Below are 17785 nucleotides of genomic sequence, written 5' to 3' on the forward strand. Positions count from 1 at the left end.
TCGAAGGATAGTTCCGCCTGATTGACTTCACTGGTTAGGTTTTCCCATCCGCCCGGGAGCACCAGTGGATCTCACCCGCCGTCGTCTGCTGTCCTTTGTCCCTGCGACCGCATTGCTGACTGCGGTCAACCCGGCTTCGGCCGCGCGCGCCACCATGGGTGCGGTGAACGCCGACCCCAGCCAACTGCTGGCCAACGCGATCGCGATCTACGCCGGTACGGCGGAATCGAACGCGCGACCCGAGGTCGCCGCGAAGGTCACCGCGATCGACACCACCGCCCGCACCTGGCTGGCCGCCCTCGACCGCGCCGGCAGCGGCGAGCTGTTTGCGGGCCTCCCGCTCGGAACCAGCGATCCGAACCTGAGCTCGTCGTACCAGCACCTCTACGAGATCGCCCTCGCGTACCGGCGACCCGGACCGGCCTCGGACCTGCAGGGCAACGAGCAGATCCGTGCGCGGATCGCGGAGAAGCTCGTCTGGCTGCACGACAACTACTACGGCGACCAGTCGAAGGGGTACTACGGCAACTGGTTCACCTGGGAGATCGGCATCTCGACGTACGTGTCGAAGACGCTCGCCCTGATCGACGCCCCGGCCGACCTGATCACGCGGTACGTCGCCTCGATGGACGCGTACCTGCGCAACGGCAAGGACGGCGACGTCGACCTCGACTCGCGCTTCCACACCGGCGCGAACCTCGTCGACATCACCGCGAACCGGGTCCTCCAAGGCGCCCTGCTGAACGACGACGCGCGGATCCGGAAGGCGCTGCAGGACCAGTTCACGGTGTTCGCGACCGTCGACCCGTACAACCTGCAGCACGGCGTCACCGACGGGTACTACGCGGACGGCTCTTTCATCCAGCACGCGTCGGTCGCCTACACGGGCTCGTACGGAAAGGGCCTGCTCAGCAGGGTTGTGCAGACCATCAAGGTGCTCGCCGGGACGGAGTACGCACAGAGCGACGATCTGGTCGGCGTGGTGCAGGGATGGGTCGAGCACGGGTTCGCGCCGCTGATCTTCGAGGGCTGGATGATGGAGATCGTCAAGGGTCGCGCGGTGTCCCGGACGGGGACCGGGTACGACGACGTCGCGGTCATCGTGGAGGCGATCGTCGACCTCGCGGACTACGCGACCGGCGCGGACTCCCAGCGGTTGAAGGCGTTCGCGAAGTTCACCGCCCGGCCGACGATCAATGTGAATTCCTTCGTCTCACCGGTGAGCATCGGGCGTTTCGCGGACATCAAGAATGATCCCGCGATCGTCCCGGCCGACCTCAACCCGGCGGCCGGTACGACGGCGTTCAACGCGATGGACCGGACGGTGCATCGCAGGCCGGGGTACGCGTTCGCGCTGGCGCGGAACTCGTCGCGGATCAGCAAGTACGAGTACATGAGCGGCGAGAACCTGATGCCGTGGTTCCAGGGCGACGGCGCGCACTACCTGTACCTCGCCGGCCAGGATCAGACGCAGGCTTTCGGCATCGACTACTTCACCACGGTGTCGCCGTACGCGCTGGGCGGCGTCACGACGCCGGTCGAGACGCGCAAGTCGATCCCGGAGCTGTACGGGACGGCGTACTACGACAATCCGCCGACGTTCACCCCGTCGTCGGAGTCGCAGAACACGTACGTCTACTTCCCGGTCGGAACCAACGAGTACTCCGGCGGCGCGACGCTCGACGCGTACGGCGCGGTCGGCTGGGTGCAGTCGGACGACTTCGCGTACGCGTCGCGGGCGAGCCTGCCGGACGACTTCGTGGTCTACCAGAACGCGTCGGCGACCAAATCGTGGTTCCTGCTCGACGACGAGATCGTCGTACTCGCAGCCGGTGTCGGGGACGCGACCCGTGCGGTCACAACCACTCTCGACACCCGCATCGCCGGTGCCGCCGATCCCGTGACGATCACCGGCGTACGACGTGATGGGCAGAACTGGACCGGGACCGGGGACCCGCGTTGGCTTCGCTACGCCAACGGTGCCATGTCCGTCGGCTACTACTTCCTTCAGCCGACCGAACTGTCGGCAGGTCTCCAGACAGTCACCCGGAGCCGCCGGGTGGTGCGGACCTCCAATCCGGACACCGCGGTCACCAAGCAGGTGTTCGCGCTCACCGTCGCCCAACCGGCCGGCGCGAAGCGCGCACTCGCCTACGCATTGGTGCCCAACGCAACGGATTCCGCGTTGAAGTCGTACCAGCACGGGCGGATAGTGACGCTCTCGAACACCGTGAAAATGCAGGCGATCCAGCATCTCGGCCTGCGCCTCACCGCCGTCAATACGTTCACTCCCGGTCCCCACAACCTTCCAGGATTGAGCATCGACGGTCCGGCTTCACTGCTTATCCGCCGACAGTCCTCAAGCGTGCAGGTTGCCGTGTCCGATCCCACGACGCAGCGCGACACCATCACCGTCAATCTGCGGGCGCAGTACCTCAAGCCCGCGGTCCCGGTCGACGGGGTGCAGGTGACGCGCACGGTCACGGGAACGCGGCTGACGTTCAGCACGCGGCACACCTACGGGCGGAGCCTCGCGATCAAGCTTCTTCCAGCTTGGTGATCAGGGTCTGCAGGGTACTGAGCGTCGTACGAAGGTCGTCGAGGTCGACGGACGTCGCGAGCTCGGAGGTCCACGGATGCTGGGCGACCGCGATCTTGCGGATCGCCCAGTAACCGGCCTCGGTACAGGCGAGCAGTTTGGCGCGACGGTGCGCCGGATTCGGGCGGTACTCCGCGAGACCGCGCTCGACCAGTAGGTCCGCGATCCGCTGCACTCCTTGGCGGCTGACGCCCATGATCCGGCCGACGTCGGCAACCGAACGTGGCTCGTCCAGTACGCCACCGAGCACCTGCCACCAGGCCGCGGTCAGTCCGCCGTTCGCGGCCAGTCCTTGCGCGGCCTCCATCAGGCGCGCGTTCAGCCGGAAGGTGGAGAGGACGACATCCGTCAACACCGCACCACCTTCCGACTGCGGCCCGGGCTTCGGCCAGTCCTCCCGCGGTGGAACAGTCATCCCACCAGGGTGGCGTAGGCCGCCGGGTCGGCGCGGTGGAACACGCCCTCGTACGCCTCCCGCTTCCGCTCGTCCGCGAGCTCGAGCCGCTCCATCACGGCCCGCGCGAACTGCACCGGCGAGTCCGGTCCGGCCGTGATCAGATCCCGGTCGACGACCGCGCGTGCATCGACGTACCGCTCCGAACCCTGATACCCGGTCGCCTGCAGGTACTCCTTGGCCGCGCTCGTGTGCTTCCGCTCATCGAGCAGCCCCGCGCGAGCCAGCCCGGCCGTCGCTCCACAGATCGCCGCAACCGGTACGCCGGCATCGAGGAACTGCCCCGCGAGCTTCGCGAACGCCTCGCCACCACCCACGTCCCACTGCCCCGACCCGGCAAGCACGAGCAGATCCCCCGCATCAGGCGTCACGTCCGCGATCGTCACATCCGGCACGACCCGCATCCCACCCATGGTCACCACCGACTCCAACGTCTCACCAACCGTCACCACACTCCACGGCACCCCGGTGAACCGCCCAGTCCGCAACTCCACCACCAAATGCCCAATCTCCCAGTCCGCCAACGTCTCGTACACCGCCACATATGCCGTATTCATAGACAACATGCTGTCATAACGACAACATGTTGTCAATAGAGTACGCCGCCCCGGAACCCGGCCAGTTGGACCACTTTGAGCACGGATCAACCAAAAATCGGCACTCAAAACGGTTGAACCGTGCCCAAGGTCGCGGCGCAGCCGGTCGACGCAGCTGCGGCGCCCAAGGCGCAGTACATGACGGACCGTTGCCGGGCGCACGACACGTCGTATTACGACGCCACGAGGCGGTCGGATGGTTTGAGTTTGAGGAGGATGAGGCCGGCTAGGGCTGTTGCGGTGGCGGCGAGGGTTAGGGCTTGGTGGATGGTGAGGGTGGCCAGGAGGTTTGTCGAGGCGATCAGGGGGACGGTTTGGGCTAGGGAGAGGAGGGATTGGAGGCGGGTCAGGTGGGATCTTGGTGTGCTGCGGACGAAGAGGGGTGCTAGGTGTGAGGTGAAGAGGCCGATGCCTATGCCTTGGGCGAGGGTTGCGCCGATCGCGGTGGGGACCGATGGGGCTAGGGCGAGGGCTGCGATGCCGAGCGCGGCGAGTAGGCAGCCGAGGCCTCCGGTTAGTTCGGCTCGGGTGAAGGTGCCGAAGCGTGCGACGAGGACCGTTACTAGCAGTCCGCCGGCGATGTTCCCGGCCACCACGAGGCCGGCCTGACCGGCGGTCCAGCCTTGTGAGCGGGCGAGTAGGGGGACGCAGAGGGACGTGACCGGTAGTACGAAGGCTGCGACGAGGGCGACGACCGCGAGGATCATTCGTAGTACGGGATCGCCGACGGCTATCCGGAGTCCGTCCACGGCATCACGGATGACTGACGGGCGGTCGCGTTGCGGTGTCACGTCGTACGGCGGTCTGAGCATGAGGAGGACCACGAACTGGACGGCGAACGTCAGGCCGTCGAGCATGAGCGCCCCGACCAGGCCGACCGTCGCTACGAGCAGGCCGCTGATCGGTCCGCCGGCGAGGGTGATGAGCTGGGTGGCCGACGTACGCAACGCCATTGCCCTGGGCAACTGATCGTCGGGCACGAACAGCCGCGGAAGTGCACCGGCGGCAGGCAGCGCGAAGGCGTCTACGGTGCCGACGACGACCGACGTGGTCAGCAGTAGCCCGGCCGAGACTCCGCGGATCCCGACAGCGACGGCGAGCAGGAAGCAGCACATGCCGACGATCGCTGTGCAGGCGAGGAGGAGGCGGCGTGGACCGATGCGGTCACCTAGTACGCCGCCGAGCAGCAGGAGTACGGCGCGGGGCAGGGTGAATCCGGTCAGCACCAGCGCGGCGACCCGCGGGCCGATGCCCGTCGCGGCCCAGCCGAGTGCGAAGAACAGCGCGGTGTCGCCGAGAACCGAGAGTGTCGAACCTGCCAGCCAGCCGTAGTAGGACCGGTTCACCCGTCCAGCCGGACGGGCATGACGAGGGTGGTGAACGTGCCCTGATCGGCCGACCGTACGACGACCGGTCGCGCTGGCTCACAGATCTCGAGTAGCACGTCCGGCCCGACACTCGCCTCGAGCGCGGCCGCCAGCAGGCTCGCGGTGAATCCGATCCGCACCGACCCGGTCCCGATCACGTCGAGCTTCACCTCGTCGCCGATCCGCAGACTCTGCTGATCGATGTCAAAGGCAACGAAATCTCGCCCGGCGAGCACGTCCAGCAAACCCAGGCGATCGACCACCACCCGGCACGCCGGCGGTGTCAGCCCGTCGAGGATCTGGCCGTACGCCGGATACTCCGCGTCAACTGTCTGCAGTTCACGCGACTCGTCGCCCCGCACCAGCGCCAGACCGCCGTTCACCTCCACCCGTACGACGTCTCCCGCCGCAGCCCACCGACTCACCTCAGCCAACTCGTGGGCCCGCACCAGCACCCGCGCCGGCACCCCGTCAAACTCCACGGGCCGCACGGTCCGCACAGCCAGCCGATACCGATCCGTCGCAACGAAGGTGACCTCATCCGGCCCCAGCTCAACAAGCACACAGCTCAACACCAGCCCCAGGTCGTCCTCACCCGGTGGGGCTGCGGTGGGGGCTACCTGGCGGATGGCGCTGGCTAGTTCTGGGCCGCCGAGGACGGCTGTTGTTTGCTGGGAGAGCAGTTGGGTGAGGAGGCGGGTTGCGGCTGTGCGGGTGGCGGTGGACTTGGCTTCCAGGGTGCGGAGGTGGGCGCGGACCAGGTCGGCTACCTCCGAAGCAGACGCATCCAGGGCGAGGCGGACGTCGGGGAGTGGGAGGTCGATCTCGCGCAGGTCGCGGAGCAACTGAGCCCGGGGTTGTTGCGATCTGTCGTAGTACCGGTAGCCGTTCGTCGCGTCGACCTCGGCGGGTGGGAGCAGACCGCAGTCGTCGTAGAACCGCAGCGCGCTCGGCGCCAGTCCCACCAGCCGTGCGAACTCACTGATCGTCAGCCTCATGGGCCCGACCTTCATCCCTGCACCAACTCGAAGGTCAACTCCGGAACCGGCCCCACAGGCTGAGGGTCTTGCCGAAGCGTTCCCCGCGGATCCAGTCCAGGATGCTCTTCGCGACCCGCTCCGGAGAGACATCCCCGCGCACCGACCGCGGCACGAGCTTGCGGATCTCGGCCGCGTCCGCGAGCGCCTCGTCGATCTGGGACTCCGGCCAGCCACGTCGCGCCAGCCGCTTCCGGCGTACGGCGTCCGGGCAGTCCAGGTGCAGCCACCGGCCCTCGGGCAGCTCGGCGGGCTGCGCCGGGGACAGCAGCAGGACCGGTATGCCGGAGCGCCGGATCAGCTCGGTGATCCGCAGCCACAGCGCGTTGTACGCCGGCCAGATCGGTGCCGCCATCGGACTCGCGATGTCGAGCCCGAGCAGCCGGCCGTTGTCGTCCAGCAGCTCGTCCATGTCCATCACGACCAGGTTCCCAGGACTGAGCCGAACCAGCTCCGGCACGACCGTCGACTTCCCTGATCCGGGCGCCCCCGTCACCACGAACAACCTCGTCATAGGGACTAGTGTGCGGTCACTCGATCAGGAGGCGCATGGGTGGTCGTGCCTCGCCCGAGATCGTCGGGAGTCCGCTCAGGCCGGGGGTGACCGAGCCGAGGACGCTCGAGTGCCCGGCGCCGGTGCAGCTCGGCACTGTTCCCCCGAGTCCGTGCACGGTGAGGAATCCGAGTACGGCGAATGCGTACGCCTCCTTCGCCGCCGACGGTATCCCCAGCTCGTCGGTGGTCCGGACCGGAATGTCCAACTCGTCCGCCAGCAGATGCATCAGCGCCGGGTTCTGGATCCCGCCACCTGACGCGACCACCTCGGTCCCGCCGTACCGCCGTACCGCGTCGGCAACGGTCCGCGCCGTCAGCGTGGTCACCGTCGCGACCAGATCCTCCGCCGGGATCACCGGCAGGCCCTGCATCGCCTGGGCCAGGTACGCGAGGTTGAACAGCTCCTTTCCCGTCGACTTCGGCGCCGGCCGCGCGTAGTACGGCTCGGCCAGCAACCGCCCGAGCAGCTCCTCGTGCACCTGCCCGCGCGCCGCCATCACCCCGTCCGCGTCGAACGGCCGCCCGGTCAGCTCCGCCACGACCGCATCGATCAGCGCATTCGCCGGACCGGTGTCGAAGGCCACCGGTTCGCCCTGGACGACGGTGATGTTCGCGATCCCGCCGAGATTCAGCGCCACCGGTACGCCGGGACGCCCGCGCAACCACAGCACGTCGAGGATGCTGACCAGCGGCGCCCCCTGCCCGCCTGCAGCGACGTCCCGCGACCGCAGGTCCGACACCACCGGTACGCCGGTCGCCTCCGCGATCCAGGCCGGCTGCCCGAGCTGCAGCGTCCCGCGCACCGCCCCGTTGTCGACCCAGTGGAACACCGTCTGCCCGTGCGACACGATCAGGTCCGCGTACCCACCGCAGAGCTGCTCGACCGCCTGCAGCGCCACCGCCGCGAACGACTGCCCGATCCCGGTGTCGAGCTTGCACACCTGCTCGACCGAAGTAGACGCCGGCGGCAACGACGCCGCGACGGCCGCCCGCAGCTCGTCCGGGTACGGCTGACTCAGCATCCCCAGCGGCGTCAGCACCAGCTGATCGCCGTCCAGCCGCAGGTCCGCAGCTGCGGCGTCGATCGCGTCGTACGACGTCCCGGACATCAATCCGATGACTCGCATGTCAGTCCCGCAGCTCCCGTCGGTAGTCGTCGCCTCGCAGTGTGAGCAATGCGATCACACTGACCGCACAGGTGACCACCACGTACCAGGCCGGAATGTCGACGTTCTTCGTCCGCTTGATCAACTCGGTGATGATCAGCCCGGCCGATCCCGAGAAGACCGCGTTCGACAGCGAGTACGCCAGCCCGAGCCCGGTGTAGCGCGCCCGGGTCGGGAACATCTCCGCCAGCATCGCCGGCCCGGGTCCCGCCATCAGCCCGACGACGAGGCCGGCGACGAACACCGCGATCCCCTTGGCGGCGTTCCCCGACTCCTTGTCCTGCAGCACGTTCATCAAGGGGAACGCCAGGACGACGACCAGCGCCGCGCCGGCCACCATCACCGGCCGCCGCCCGATCCGGTCGCTCAACCACCCGGCCGGGAGGATCGAGACCGCGAACCCGGTGTTCGCGAGCACGGTCGCGACCAAGGCCTGCTGGAACGTCGCGTTCAGGGTCGCCTGCAGGTACGACGGCATCACCACGAGGAACGTGTATCCGGCCGCGGACCAGCCCATCAGCCGGCCGATGCCGAGCGCGATCGCCTTGGCCACCGCACCGGCCGGGGCGGGGCGCGGCTCCTCCTGGACGCGCGCGAAGCTCGGCGTCTCATCCAGTTTGAGCCGCAGCCACAGCGCGACCAGACCGAGCGGCAGCGCCACCAGGAACGGCACCCGCCAGCCCCAGTCCGACAACGCCTCCTTGCTCAACGTGGTCGCGAGAATCGCCGCGAGTCCGGCTCCCGCGAGCAGGCCGAGTGCGACCGTGAACGACTGCCAGGCGCCGTACAGGCCGCGCTTCGTCCGGGGCGCGAACTCGGTCATGATCGACACCGCGCCGCCGAACTCACCACCCGCCGACAGCCCTTGCAGCGCCCGCACCAGCGTCAGTAACCACGGTGCAGCCGCGCCGACACTCGCGTATGTGGGCAGCAGACCGATCAGCGTGGTCGACAACGTCATCAGCAGCAGCACGAGGATCAGCGTCGGCCGCCGTCCGATCCGGTCACCGACCCGGCCGAAGATCGCGGCGCCGATCGGGCGGAAGAAGAACGCCAGCGCGAACGAGGCGTACGTCTTGATCAGGCTCTCCGCGTCGCTGGTCGCCGTACTGCTGAAGAAGTTCGCCGCGATCACGGTGGCGAAGAAGCCGTAGGCGCCGAACTCGTACCACTCGACGAAGTTGCCGACCGTCCCGGCCAGCAACGACCGCCGCGTCCTGACGTCGGTCGAGACACTCATCCGAACCCTCTCTCGTAACTTTCTCCCGCCCGCCACGACTATCTTGGTCTATCTTTTCCTGATCCCGCGACCCCAGATGCAACCATCCGGCGCCGGTCGGTGTTTTCCTGCGTAGCAGAGGAGGGTGGGTGGATGGCCACACGCGGGGATGACTTCGACGACTTCGTCCGCGGCAGCGCGACCCGGCTGCTGCGGACGGCGGTACTGCTCACCGGCGACCGCGGTGCCGGCGAGGACCTGGTGCAGGAGACGTACGAACGGATCTATGTCCACTGGCCGCGGATCCGGACCGGCGCCCCCGAGGCGTACGCCCGGAAGACCCTGACCAACCTGGTCGCCAACCGCTGGCGCACCCGGCTGCGCCGACCGGCCGAAGTGACGCTGGCGGAGAACCACGACGAACCGACGCAGGACGATTCCGAGGCGTACGCCGTCCGCCAGGAACTGCTGCGCGCACTCCAGGACCTCCCGCCCCGGCAGCGCGCCACCATCGTGCTCCGGTACTACGAGGACCTGACCGAGGCGCAGACCGCCGAGGTCCTCGGCTGCTCCGTCGGCACCGTGAAGAGCCAGGCCTCGCGCGCCCTGGACCGGCTCCGACTGATCACCGAACCCGCGATCCTGGAGGGACTGCGATGACCGAGACCCAGCTGAAACAGCGCCTGAGCGCCGGTGTCAAGGACATCGACGCCCCGTCCGACCTCCTCGACCGCGCCCGCCTCGGCGGCGCCCGCCGCTTGCGCCGGCGCCGGTTCACCGCAGTCGCCGCGGCCTCGCTGGCCGTCGCTGCGATCGCCGGTGCAACCTTCGCCGTACCGGCTGTTCGCGACCGCGCCGACCAGGCCCAGGTGGCCACGCCCACGCCGTGGACGGATCCGATCACGCCGAACCCACTCGACCGCTACGCGCTCTTGATGACCGGGGAGACCGGGGGCGACCTTGCCGGGGACAGCGCCTATCTGGCTCAGGTTCTCGCGACCTGGCACGACACGCAGCGCAAGGATCGCGGCAAGCTGATCGACCCCGTCGCCGGAGACGTGTGGGCCAACCTGCGCGGCGAACCGAGGATCTATTGGGCCGGGAACACCCCCGCCGGCCGGATCGCGCTCCTGGTGCAGCACTACCAAGTGCCTCGCCCGAGCTCGAGCTCGACGATCACGCCCAAGGTGCCGCTCCCCACTGCCCGGTCCACACCCGGCGGGATCCTCACCGTTGTCGCGATGGTGCGCGACGACAGCCAGGGCCGGCCGAAGGTCAGGGAGTTCGTGACGCCGTACGACGACCACAGCTTTCCCTACTTCACGATCCGGGACCCCGGGAAGTCCACCTTCTTCTACGTCATCGTGAGCATGGGCAAGCGGCTCGGGTGGCGGCTGTCGGATGGCACAGCCACACCGTTCGTCTTCAAGGACGGCGTCGCCGTGACGGAGTTGCCGATTGCTCTGATCAACCGGATGTACATCGATCCGCTCCCCGAGCGGTAGCCTGCTCACCCCTTGACACCGGGTTGTCACCGACCGATGATCGGTGTCGCTATACCGGTTTATCTCCTGTCGCCGCCTTGCTGAATGCCGAGGCGGCGACGGGTACTTAACCGATATAGCGACACCGCCCATCGTTTGACGAGGAGTCGATCAGCTCATGAAGCGAAGGACCCTGTTGTCAGCCCTGGCCGTCGGGACCGCCGCGGCCGCCACCGGTGCCGCGCTGCCCGCCGAGGCCGCGGACAAGCGCCGCCCGCGGGCGAAGACCGGCCCGGTCACCGTCGCGTACATCGAGGTCAACGACCACAGCATGCTGAACGCCGGCAAGTACACGCTGGCGAACGGCGGCGCGCAGGTGATCGACGTCGCGGTGATCTTCGCGGCGAACATCAACTACGACGGCACGAAGGCGTACCTGTCCTTCAACCAGCAGGTCCAGAGCGTGCTGGACAACGTCGCCACGCAGGTCCGCCCGCTGCAGCAGAAGGGCATCAAGGTCCTGCTCTCGATCCTCGGCAATCACCAGGGCGCCGGCTTCGCGAACTTCCCGGATCAGGCGTCCGCCGACGCCTTCGCCCAGGAACTCGCGGACGCGGTCAACCAGTACGGCCTCGACGGCATCGACTTCGACGACGAGTACGCCGAGTACGGCAACAACGGCACCGGCCAGCCCAACGACTTCTCGTTCGTCTACCTGGTCCAGGCGCTCCGCGCGAAGCTGCCGACCAAACTCATCACGCTCTACGACATCGGCCCGGCCGCGGACCGGCTCACCTACAACGGCCAGAGCATCGTCGACACCTTCGACTACGGCTGGAACCCGTACTACGGCACCTGGGGCATCCCGTCCGCGCCGAGCGCCAAGTCGCGCGTGTCCCCAGCCGCGGTGTCGTACACCGCCACCAGTTCCTCGACCGCCGCAAGCCTCGCCCAACGCACGGTGAGCGAGGGGTACGGCGTCTTCCTCACGTACAACCTCACCGAGTCCGACACGTCGTCGTACATGACCGCCTTCACCCAGAAGCTGTACGGCAGCGCGACGGTCTACAAGCCTTAGAAACAACGGGATGGCCGGCCCCCAGGGCCGGCCATCTCCTGGCGACTAGCGCTCGTTGCCCTCGCGCTTGTCACGGGCAGACTGGATGCGGTCCTGCAGCACCTCGGGTGAATCTCCCCGGCCTGCGCCGTTGATGACATTCTTCGCGGCCTTGGTCTGGCCGTTCGCCTGGAGCCGGTCGACGACCTTCCCGAATTGCCGCTGGTTGGTCTCCGCCTTGTCTCCCGCAAGCTCATCCTTCGCGGGCCTGTCTCGCCACCCCATGCCAACTCCCTCTGTGACGTGTGAGGCCGTGGGCGACCTCGTGCTGAACGCTTGTGATCCTAGGACGCGAAAAGTTCATCGCCGGTTCCTTCCGGCGCTAGCACTCGTAATCCCAGCCCGGCTGCCAGTTGACGCCGTCGGCAACCAACTTCTCCATCGGGGCGCGACTGCCCACGAGGTGCTCGAGGGACCAGCGGTTCGCCGAGTGCGCCACCACGAGCACCACCTGATCCTCGTACCAGCGCTTCACGTCAGCGAGGAACGAGCGCGTCAGCTCGAGTACGTCGTCGTACGACTGGCCACCGGGAAACGGCGTACCGACGCGGTCGACTCGCGGCTCGAGCGCGTCGCGCGGCGCGCCGTTCAGTTCGCCGTAGTTGCACTCGCGCAGCCGCCAGTCCTGGAAGTGCGGCACGGTCAGCCCGGACAGCTCGACCGTCTGCACCGCACGTCGCAGATCCGAGCTGAACACGACGTCGACCTCTCGCCGGCGCCCGCCGAGTTCCCGCGCCTGCTCCCGCCCCGCAGCGGACAGCTCACCCGGCAACCAACCGGTCGCGATCCCGCGTTCGTTGTCGACCGTGGTCGCATGCGTCTCGTAAATCAACTTCATACCTCACAGTCAATCTCCCTTTGCCCTCGTTACCGACGGGTATATACTTAAGTTACTGGTGAGTAAAGTTGCAGCGAAGAGGCAGGGAGTCTCTGTGAGCCACTACAAGTCGAATCTGCGGGACATCGAGTTCAACCTGCTCGAGGTGCTGGGCCGGGGCGACGTGCTCGGTCAGGGCCCGTACGCCGAGATGGACGTCGACACCGCCCGCGAGGTGCTCGCGGAGATCGACCGGCTGGCCAAGCACGAGCTGGCCGAGTCCTTCGCGGAGGCCGACCGGAACCCGCCGGTCTTCGACCCGGAGGCGCACGAGGTCCGGATGCCGGAGGCGTTCAAGAAGAGCTACCACGCCTACATGGACGCCGAGTGGTTCAAGCTCGAGCTGCCGGCCGAGCTGGGCGGTCAGCCGACCCCGCCGTCGCTGCGCTGGGCCGCCGCCGAGCTGGTGCTGGGCGCCAACCCGCCGGTGCACATGTACGCCGCCGGCCCGAACTTCGCGCACGTGCTCTGGCGCAACGGGACCGAGCGGGACCAGAAGATCGCTCACCACATCATCGAGCGCGGCTGGGGCGCGACCATGGTGCTGACCGAGCCGGACGCCGGCTCCGACGTCGGCGCCGGGCGGACCAAAGCCACCCTGCAGGACGACGGCTCCTGGCACATCGAGGGCGTCAAGCGGTTCATCACCTCGGGCGAGCACGACATGACCGAGAACATCGTCCACCTGGTGCTCGCGCGGCCGCAGGGCATCGAGGGTGTGGGCGGTCCGGGTACCAAGGGCCTGAGCCTGTTCGTGGTCCCGAAGCACCACTTCGACCTGGAGACCGGTGAGCTGACCGGCGAGCGCAACGGCGCCTTCGTCACGAACGTCGAGAAGAAGATGGGCATCAAGGTCTCCACGACCTGCGAGGTCACCTTCGGCGACGGCGTCCCGGCGAAGGGCTGGCTGCTCGGCGAGGTGCACGACGGCATCGCGCAGATGTTCCAGGTGATCGAGTACGCGCGGATGATGGTCGGCACCAAGGCGATCGCGACCCTGTCGACGGGCTACCTGAACGCGCTCGAGTACGCCAAGGAGCGGGTCCAGGGCGCCGACATGACGAACCCGGCCAAGGACGCCCCGCGGGTCACGATCACCCACCACCCCGACGTACGGCGTTCGTTGCTGACGCAGAAGGCGTACGCCGAGGCGCTGCGGGCGCTCGTGCTGTTCACGGCGACGTACCAGGACCGGGCCGAGCAGGCGCGGTACGCCGGTGAGCACGACACGCTCGCCGAGGGCGTCAACGACCTGCTGCTGCCGCTGGTGAAGGGCTATGGCTCGGAGAAGTCCTGGACGCTGCTCGGCACCGAGTCGCTGCAGACCTTCGGCGGCTCCGGCTTCCTGCAGGACTACCCGATCGAGCAGTACGTGCGGGACGCGAAGATCGACACGCTCTACGAGGGCACGACCGCCATCCAGGGCCAGGACCTGTTCTTCCGCAAGATCATCAAGGACCAGGGCAAGGCGCTCGGCCACCTCGCCGAGCAGGTACAGGCGTTCGTCGCCTCCGAGGCCGGCAACGGCCGGCTGAAGGAAGAGCGAGGGCTGCTCGCGAAGGGCCTCGAGGACACCCAGAAGATCCTGGGCATCATGGGGCAGGCCCTGATGGCCGCCAACCCGCAGGCGGAGAACGGCGACCCGCGGAACGTCTACAAGGTCGGCCTCAACACCTCCCGGCTGCTGTTCGTCCTCGGCGACGTGGTCTGCTCGTGGCTGATGCTCCGGCAGGCCGAGGTCGCGCTGGAGAAGCTGGGCGGCGAGCTGTCCCCGGCCGAGCAGGACTTCTACACCGGCAAGGTCGCGGCGGCGCAGTGGTTCGTCCGCTCGACGATGCCGTCGGTTCGCGCGGAGCGGGTCAAGGCCGAGCTCACCGACCTCGATGTGATGGACCTTCCCGAGTCCGCCTTCTGATCCCGTACTCCTCCGGCTCGGCCACTTGCGCGGGTCGAGCCGGAGGTTCGGGGCCTTCGGCAAGAATGCTCAGGACAAACTCGGGGCATGAAATCGGCTGATCTGCCCCAGGCTGCCCCACGATCTGCCCTGTTGCGGAGCGTGTTGGTGTAGCAACGTTTCTGCCCTGAAACACCGTGACCCTGGCTTGGTCTCCCCTGTCCGAGCCAGGGTCGCGCCAACTCTCTCGGGTGGAACCAGTTGATGTGCGCTTGCGTCCGTGTGAATGTGTCCAGGCCCGGTCGTCGTAGGCTGTCCGCGATGCCCGTTCGATTTCTCACCGCCCTGCTCGCGGCAGTCGCGTTCCTCCCCGCCCTCCCGGCGCGTGCGCAGGCGCCTGAGCTGCCCGACCGGATCGCCGTCGCCTGGCGAACCGATCACCTGTCCGTCGACCCGCGACTCGCGATCCCCGCGACCGAGCTGGACCGGATCCGCGGCGCGATGCGCACCGCGGGCGTTCCGGTGTACGTCGCGCTCGTGCCGCGCACGCCGTACCTGGCGAAGAACCGGTTCGACCTGCCGACCCTGCTGCACGCGCGGATCGGCGAACCGGGGTTGTACCTGGTCGCGACCGTGGACGACAAGTCCTGGGCGACGAATGCGGGGCTGTACCGCCAGGGCGGGCTCCGGGGCCGCGATCTGACCAGCGTGCGGGGCGACGACAAGCAGCGCTTCGACATCGTCTCGGATCGTCCGGCGCCGCAGATCGTCCGCACGATCCAGCATGCGTCGACGGCGTACGACGGTCGCGCGCTGCCGGCTGTCCCGGCCGCCGATCTGGAGCCTGAGCGCCACCGCGGCCTCTCGGTGACCGACAAGTCGGACCGGGCCGCGTACGTCGGCCTCGGTGTCGGCGGGTTCCTCGGGCTCGTGCTGACGCTGATGATCGCGCTGCGGCGCCGTGGCAAGCCGGGACGTTCGGGGACCAGTCAGCGGGCGGTCGAGCCGCGAAAGGTGCAGCTCAAGGCGGACGGGAAGATCAAGCAGGCCGAGCGGGCCTTCGGGCGACTGGACCGGCGTCGCAACAAGACGACCAAGCTGCTGGATCAGCGCGACGACGCGTACCGCCGGCTCGACGCGGCGCGGACGCTGCGCGCGGACCAGCCGGACGACGTCCTCGCTTCGGCCGGTGCGCTGGTGCTCGCCCGGCAGGCCGAGCGGATCGCGTCCGGTGCGGCCCTCCAGCCGCCGTGCTTCTTCAACCCGACGCACAACCCCGGCACGGCGAAGGTCGACTGGTCGGACGACGTCGAAGTACCCGCCTGCGAGTGGTGTGCGAGCGTCGTACGCCGAGGCGATACGCCGCCCGGTCTGCTGGTGCCGGCGAAGTCGGGGCTGCTCGGTCACGACCGCAAGCCGGTGCCGTACTGGACGCTCGACCCGGAGGACAGCCCGATGGTCGCGACCGGCTTCGGCGCGCTCTCCGACGACCTGGCCGACCGCATCACCGGCCGGAAGGAGGATGCCCGATGAGACGGCTCGTCCTCTTGCTGACGGCAACAGTTGTTCTGCTGACCGGGACCGCGTGGGCGGCCACTCCGACCGATCCCCGGATCACCGCCGCGGTCGCGGCCTGGGCGCAGGAGCGCCTGTACGTCGATCCGGACTTCACGTCGATTGCCGATCGCGACGAGACGCTGCAGGTCATCTCGAACGCGAAGGTGCCGGTGTTCGTGGCCGTCCTACCGACCGGTGAATGGTTCCCGGAGAAGGGCGACGCCACGTTGCTCGCCGGCCGGCTGGCAGCTGCGAACGGCAAGCCGGGCGTGTACGTCGTGATGGACGGCGACCAGTCGTACGGCGTCGCGCACCAGCTCGGTGTGTACGCGCCGACGTGGACCTACGCGGCCGGGAAGGAGGCGCTGAGCAAGCAGCTCTCGGAGTACCTCGACGGCCTGCGGGAGTCGAAGTACAGCACGCCGAAGCCGGCCCGGACCGCGCCGCTGCCGCCCGAGCCGGAGGACTCGGCACCGGTGGAGAAGTTCACCGTCGGCAAGGCGATCGGGAACGGCCTCGGCGGCACTGCCCTCGGTCTGATGGGCGGCGGCCTCCTCGGCGGAGTTGTGTTGATCGTGGCGGCGCTCGCCCGCCCACGACGGAAGGGACGCGCGTGAAGGCCCGTTTTCTCCTCACCTGCGTCGCGGCGGCGCTGACGCTGCTCGTCGCGGCTCCGGCCGAGGCCGGTACTGCGCGGACCCCGGCGGAGCGGGCGCAAGAGATCGCGACCGCGTTGAAGAAGGACCCGGTCTACATCGACCCGGCGTACAAGACGGCACTGCCTGCGAAACTGCTGGATGACATGCGTACCAAGGCGAAGGCGCTCGGGTACCCGGTCTACACCGTCGTCCTGCCGCTGACCCCGAGCGACGAGTTCCAGGGCGAGGAGAGCACGGCACTCACCCTGATCATGGATGCGCTCCGGCAGCCGGGGCTGTACGTCGTGGTGGACGGCGGCAGCCGCTTCCCATGGTACGAGGCGCGGGACGTGTCGCAGGTCAGCGAGGACAAGCTGCAGGCGGCGCGGACGCGCGCGCTGGCCGACACGGGGTACGACGCCGGGCCGACCGAGGTGCTGGCCCGGATGTACGAGCTGCTCGCCCAACCGGGCATCCCGAAGACCTCGAACCGACCGCAGTCGGGTGGGCCGTCACGGGGCATCTCGGAGCCGAGTGGTCACGGGTGGATCGTCGCGCTGTCGATCGTCGGCGGCCTCGTCGTCCTGGTCGGTCTCGGTCTGCTGATCGGGCGCAGCCGGGGTTCGGGGTCCAAGACGTTCCGGATCCCGCCACACGTGGCCGCGACGGTCGCGGCCGAGCGGCGCCGACGCCTGACCCAGGAGACGAACACCGAGCTCACCAGGCTCGGCTCGGAACTGGCCGCACTCCCGACCACCGAAGGCGCAGGGCTGGTTCACCAGCAGGCCGCGCTCGACGACCACGCCGCCGCGTCGAAGGTCCTCGACTCGTCGCCCGGCCTCGTCGACCTGGTCGGCGCGATGGTGCTGCTGGACAAGGCACGGCGGGAGTACGACGCCGCGGTCGCGATCGCGGCCGACCGAAAGGTGGACGCCGTACCGGATCTGTGCGCGTTCAACCCGCTGCACGGTCGCTCGTCCGGTCGGCCGACGAAGGTGGAGTCGGACGGCACCACACTCACGCTGCCGCTCTGCACCGAGTGCCGGCAGGCACTCAAGCGTCGCTCGGCGCCGGCGTCGCTGCCCGGCGAGGACGGGCCGTACTGGTACGAGGACTCGGTCTGGGCGCGAACCTTCTTCGGCACCACCGGCGACGATCTGGCCGCGGCGGTGTCCCGGGGCGAGTTGCACCGGTAAGAGGGCTTCCCTGAGAGCGGTTCAGGGGC

Annotated in this window: 17 protein-coding genes; 8 read left to right on the plus strand and 9 right to left on the minus strand. The window is 68.4% G+C overall.

Annotated features, from left to right (window positions below; translation table 11 throughout):
- The first annotated feature begins 64 nt into the window (after positions 1-64).
- Positions 65-2560: a polysaccharide lyase family 8 super-sandwich domain-containing protein gene (locus tag EV649_RS35755; protein ID WP_130388114.1), complete on the plus strand. Its 2496-nt coding sequence runs from the start codon at positions 65-67 to the stop codon at positions 2558-2560.
- Here the strand turns inward: EV649_RS35755 and EV649_RS35760 are convergent.
- The 7 genes from EV649_RS35760 to EV649_RS35790 form a co-directional block, all read right to left on the minus strand.
- Positions 2538-3014 carry a MarR family transcriptional regulator gene (locus EV649_RS35760; protein ID WP_130388115.1) on the minus strand — a complete coding sequence of 159 codons (477 nt, stop codon included), beginning with the start codon at positions 3012-3014 and terminating at the stop codon, positions 2538-2540. The two genes, EV649_RS35755 and EV649_RS35760, sit on opposite strands and share 23 nt — an antisense overlap.
- On the minus strand, positions 3011-3610 hold the full coding sequence (locus tag EV649_RS35765) for a DJ-1/PfpI family protein (RefSeq protein WP_198682866.1): 600 nt from the start codon (positions 3608-3610) through the stop codon (positions 3011-3013). The genes EV649_RS35760 and EV649_RS35765 overlap by 4 nt, the downstream gene beginning before the upstream one ends.
- A gap of 212 nt (positions 3611-3822) precedes the next feature.
- Positions 3823-4995 carry an MFS transporter gene (locus EV649_RS35770; protein ID WP_130388117.1) on the minus strand — a complete coding sequence of 391 codons (1173 nt, stop codon included), beginning with the start codon at positions 4993-4995 and terminating at the stop codon, positions 3823-3825.
- A complete protein-coding gene (locus tag EV649_RS35775; protein WP_130388118.1) occupies positions 4992-6014 on the minus strand; it encodes a MerR family transcriptional regulator in 1023 nt (340 codons plus the stop codon). Before EV649_RS35775 ends, EV649_RS35770 begins: the two co-directional genes overlap by 4 nt.
- Before the next feature lie 34 nt (positions 6015-6048).
- Positions 6049-6567, minus strand: a complete 519-nt coding sequence (locus EV649_RS35780; protein WP_241999092.1) for an AAA family ATPase — start codon at positions 6565-6567, stop codon at positions 6049-6051.
- Between the two features lie 16 nt (positions 6568-6583).
- A complete protein-coding gene (locus EV649_RS35785) occupies positions 6584-7735 on the minus strand; it encodes an anhydro-N-acetylmuramic acid kinase (RefSeq protein WP_130388119.1) in 1152 nt (383 codons plus the stop codon).
- Between the two features lies 1 nt (position 7736).
- Positions 7737-9014 carry an MFS transporter gene (locus EV649_RS35790; RefSeq protein ID WP_130388120.1) on the minus strand — a complete coding sequence of 426 codons (1278 nt, stop codon included), beginning with the start codon at positions 9012-9014 and terminating at the stop codon, positions 7737-7739.
- A gap of 132 nt (positions 9015-9146) precedes the next feature.
- On the opposite strand from EV649_RS35790, the gene EV649_RS35795 reads away from it, so the two are divergent.
- From EV649_RS35795 to EV649_RS35805, 3 genes are all read left to right on the plus strand, one after another.
- On the plus strand, positions 9147-9653 hold the full coding sequence (locus tag EV649_RS35795) for a SigE family RNA polymerase sigma factor (protein WP_130388121.1): 507 nt from the start codon (positions 9147-9149) through the stop codon (positions 9651-9653).
- Complete coding sequence (locus EV649_RS35800; protein WP_130388122.1) at positions 9650-10498, plus strand: hypothetical protein; 849 nt, start codon at positions 9650-9652, stop codon at positions 10496-10498. Before EV649_RS35795 ends, EV649_RS35800 begins: the two co-directional genes overlap by 4 nt.
- A 157-nt stretch (positions 10499-10655) precedes the next feature.
- Complete coding sequence (locus EV649_RS35805) at positions 10656-11555, plus strand: endo-beta-N-acetylglucosaminidase H (protein ID WP_130388123.1); 900 nt, start codon at positions 10656-10658, stop codon at positions 11553-11555.
- A gap of 45 nt (positions 11556-11600) precedes the next feature.
- On the opposite strand, the gene EV649_RS35810 is transcribed toward EV649_RS35805, so the two are convergent.
- Together EV649_RS35810 and EV649_RS35815 are read right to left on the minus strand one after the other, a co-directional pair.
- A complete protein-coding gene (locus EV649_RS35810; RefSeq protein ID WP_130388124.1) occupies positions 11601-11819 on the minus strand; it encodes a hypothetical protein in 219 nt (72 codons plus the stop codon).
- Positions 11820-11916: 97 nt separating this feature from the next.
- On the minus strand, positions 11917-12432 hold the full coding sequence (locus EV649_RS35815; RefSeq protein WP_130388125.1) for a histidine phosphatase family protein: 516 nt from the start codon (positions 12430-12432) through the stop codon (positions 11917-11919).
- 94 nt (positions 12433-12526) lie between these two features.
- On the opposite strand from EV649_RS35815, the gene EV649_RS35820 reads away from it, so the two are divergent.
- The 4 genes from EV649_RS35820 to EV649_RS35835 all read left to right on the plus strand — a co-directional run bounded on the left by EV649_RS35820 (position 12527) and on the right by EV649_RS35835 (position 17756).
- Positions 12527-14386, plus strand: a complete 1860-nt coding sequence (locus EV649_RS35820; RefSeq protein WP_130388126.1) for an acyl-CoA dehydrogenase — start codon at positions 12527-12529, stop codon at positions 14384-14386.
- Positions 14387-14686: 300 nt separating this feature from the next.
- Entirely contained in the window at positions 14687-15898 is a 1212-nt protein-coding gene (locus EV649_RS35825) for a hypothetical protein (protein ID WP_130388127.1), read from the plus strand.
- Positions 15895-16539 (plus strand): hypothetical protein, encoded by a 645-nt coding sequence (locus EV649_RS35830; RefSeq protein ID WP_130388128.1) that lies wholly within the window; start codon positions 15895-15897, stop codon positions 16537-16539. Before EV649_RS35825 ends, EV649_RS35830 begins: the two co-directional genes overlap by 4 nt.
- A complete protein-coding gene (locus EV649_RS35835) occupies positions 16536-17756 on the plus strand; it encodes a hypothetical protein (RefSeq protein WP_130388129.1) in 1221 nt (406 codons plus the stop codon). The genes EV649_RS35830 and EV649_RS35835 overlap by 4 nt, the downstream gene beginning before the upstream one ends.
- Positions 17757-17785: the final 29 nt, after the last annotated feature.

Origin of the sequence: Kribbella sp. VKM Ac-2569 (assembly GCF_004216905.1) — a bacterium.
Classification (GTDB): domain Bacteria; phylum Actinomycetota; class Actinomycetes; order Propionibacteriales; family Kribbellaceae; genus Kribbella.